The following is a 3467-nucleotide window of genomic DNA, read 5'->3' on the forward strand; positions in this document are numbered from 1 at the left end:
AAATTATCAAAAATAAAATCACCCGAGAATGTATCATTTGCAGCAATTCCTCCTACTTTGGCTGCTGCCAAGAAAACATACTCAGGTTTTTCATTCTTAAAAAATTCTTCAACAACCTGACTATTCCTTAGATCCAATTCTGTTGATGAACGTACAATTAAATTTTCAAAACCATCTCTTTTCAGTTTCCGTAAAATAGCTGAGCCTACCATTCCACGGTGACCTGCTATGTATATCCTTGCTTGCTTATCCATTTCTATCAATTTCAATATCCAGCAATATTTCCCCTAATATGCTGCTCTTTTGTAGCCGCTTTAATGTCTGACCAAACCATGTCTTTCACCAAATCCTGTAACCTATTTTTAGGATACCATCCAATTTTACTTTTAACTTTTTCTGGATTTCCAAGCAATAGATCCACCTCAGTAGGTCTAAAATAACGGGCATCAACGGCAACTACTTCCTTTCCCGGCTCAATATAAAAGTCCGGATTATTACAATTTGTAACCCTAGCCTTCTCATCGACTCCCATTCCAAAAAATTCAATTTCAATTCCGATTTCGGAAAAACTCATTTCCACAAAGTCTCTGATTTTAGTCGTGACACCAGTTGCTATTACAAAATCTTCTGGCCGCTTTTGTTGCATTATAAGCCACATGGCCTCAATATAATCCTTGGCATGTCCCCAGTCTCTTTGGGCATCTAGGTTGCCGAGATAAATTTTTTCCTGAAGCCCCAAGGCAATTCGTGCAACACCCATGGTGATCTTTCTCGTAACAAAGGTCTCACCGCGAGTGGGAGATTCATGGTTAAATAAAATGCCATTTACTGCAAACATTTTGTAGGCCTCCCGGTAGTTGACCGTTATCCAATAGGCATAAAGTTTAGATACCGCATATGGAGACCGAGGATAAAAAGGAGTACGTTCATTTTGGGGGACTTCCTGTACCCAACCATACAATTCCGATGTGGATGCTTGATAAATCTTTGTTTTTTTTGTTAAACCTAAAATTCTAACTGCTTCCAGCACCCTCAACGTTCCCATTGCGTTTACATCAGTGGTATATTCGGGGTTGTCAAAACTAACCTGCACATGTGACATAGCTCCCAGGTTATAAATTTCATCGGGTTGAATTTCTTGGATGATCCGAATAATTGTGGAGGAGTCAGTTAGATCTCCATAATGAAGTTTAAATCTAATATTCTCTTCTTGCAAATCTTGATATATATGATCAATTCTACTGGTATTAATGAGTGAACTTCTTCTTTTAATACCATGCACTTCATAGTCCCTCTTAATTAAAAATTCAGCAAGGTATGCTCCATCCTGCCCTGTCACCCCGGTAATAAGTGCTTTTTTCATTTTGGTTAATTTTTAACTAGTTGGATATCGTTTATTCATCTTAAATTTAATTTTAGATTTTTGAAGAAGTGTCCCGTAACTCTTATGAGGTCAAAGAAAAGAAACAAGGTACCCATCAGGAAATTAGAAGAAGCATCATAGGCAAACCAAAATCGGTACTTTAAATTGTAGCTTGATTTTACATCAAAAAAATACCTACCAATGTCCTTCAAACTAAAATAAGGCAAATGGTTAATATGGTTTACTTCATAACCATCCTTCATGTGCACTACCGCATCATAACTTACCACAAGTTTGTAACCTGCTTTTTGTGCTCTTCGGGGCAACTCATGATCTCCGGCATGTCGGTAATGTTTTTCATTGTAAATTCCAATCTTATTAATCACTTCCACTGGAATCATTACTCCTCGGCCCGTAAGGACAGAAACTTCCGTAAAATAACCTTTGGGAAATGATGATAGCCGTTTGTTGTAATTCAGCTGTTTTCCCTTAGCCAAATACCAATTGATAACTACTCCTCCCTGGATAATCCTATCCCTATTGTCCAGAGCTGTTACGACAGAGCCAATCAACATTGGGGTTGACTTTAGAATCAATTTCTGACAATTACAGATATAGTCTGATGAGAACTCTAAATCATCATTTAATGCGAGTATATGGTCATTTTTTTTTGCCTTTGTCAAGACGTATTTTATTCCCAAATTCATTGCGCCTGACCACCATAAATTTCCGTCCCCTCGAAGCAATACTACCTCTGGAAATTGGTCCTTAATCATTTGGCTTGTACCATCGGAAGAACCATCATCTACCACTATGGTCTCAAAGTTTTTACAAGTCTGTTTTCGCAAATTCCCCAAACAAACTCGAGTGATTTCCTTGCGGTTATATACTGGAATCACAATATAAATCATAGGCAACTGGGGTATTTTAAGATGTAGACAGCGGTCACCAATTTTCGAAGGTAGGTTCTCTCATCAATACTCTATCTATTTGTAAAGTTGAAGAAGCCAATAGGAAATAATTATTAATGATGAACCACAATTAAGAAGAAAAGAAAGAGTAGTGGAGGACTTTTTTTTATATACTTCTACAAGCCTTTAATAAATTTTGTCCATCATCTATTTTTAAGGATTAAAGGGGCTCCTTTTCAACAAGTTTTTTTAGCAGATTCCTCAATCTGCCGCCTAATCCATAAGTAAGTTTCCTGAATTCCTTTTCTTAGAGATACCAATGGTTTCCATGAAAGCTTTTCCCACAATAAATTGTATTCTGTACACTTATTTCCTCTTCCCACAGTTTCCATTCTATTTTTTATCTCTATTTCCAAAGACTTACCACTGCTCTCCACTACAAGGTTAATTAAATCCCTAAGTTTGATCTGGTTTTCTGAAGCCAATGTAAATGGACCTACATAATCAGATTCCATTTGCCGTCTAATACCTTCTATGCAATCATTTACATGCAAATAGGAATAGTTTTGATCTTCATCCAAAAACTCAATGTTACCACCGTCAGGAGCCATGGCCACTTTTCGGCAAATTCCCGTTAGCCCCTTTGCATTCCCCTCTATCCAATTAACTTGTGGACCATATATATTATGGATCCTGCCTATCTTTACATCCATGTTAAAGCTCCGGCAATAAGACAGAAATAAACGCTCACTAAATAACACCTCCCATCCAACCCCATAGGCTGGAAAAGCAGAATCAGAACTATGATTTAAATAATCTAGGTTTGCAGACTCTTTGTAGTTCAGAGCAGAATACACATCTGTAGAAGATGCGTAGAAGATTTTTTTTATATTTTCTCTTCTTGCAGCCTCTACAATATTTAGATTCACAGTAGCGGAATTATACATAGAGGAAGCATCAACTTCCCCAGCATAAGGTGACTTTTCTTCCCTTTTGTGAGCTGCAAGCTGATATATTTCATCGATACTCTTTACTACTTCTTTGCATAGGTAAGGATTGGTCAAATCCCCTATTACATAATTATCAGCAAGTGAGGGAGCAAAATCATTATGTTTAAGGTCACATACCCTTACCCAATAACCTTCACTTTTTAAACGACTCACCAAATGACCTCCAATAAAACCACCTCCTCC

The 3467-nt window shown here is 37.3% G+C and carries 4 protein-coding genes; all 4 read right to left on the reverse strand.

All coding sequences use genetic code 11. The features are described from left to right. Nucleotides 1-254 (reverse strand): NAD-dependent epimerase/dehydratase family protein (locus E1171_RS04590; protein WP_155204552.1); only part of this gene is annotated, 254 nt, incomplete at its 3' end. 11 nt (nt 255-265) lie between these two features. Continuing rightward, nucleotides 266-1363 (reverse strand): GDP-mannose 4,6-dehydratase, encoded by a 1098-nt coding sequence (gene gmd / locus E1171_RS04595; RefSeq protein ID WP_155204553.1) that lies wholly within the window; start codon nt 1361-1363, stop codon nt 266-268. Between the two features lie 35 nt (nt 1364-1398). Further along, on the reverse strand, nt 1399-2274 hold the full coding sequence (locus tag E1171_RS04600) for a glycosyltransferase family 2 protein (protein ID WP_222931391.1): 876 nt from the start codon (nt 2272-2274) through the stop codon (nt 1399-1401). 236 nt (nt 2275-2510) lie between these two features. Further along, nucleotides 2511-3467, reverse strand: a 957-nt coding sequence (locus E1171_RS04605) for an NAD-dependent epimerase/dehydratase family protein (RefSeq protein WP_155204557.1), incomplete at its 5' end; no start/stop codon positions are given.

The organism is Xanthovirga aplysinae (assembly GCF_009711365.1).
Taxonomy (GTDB): domain Bacteria; phylum Bacteroidota; class Bacteroidia; order Cytophagales; family Cyclobacteriaceae; genus Xanthovirga; species Xanthovirga aplysinae.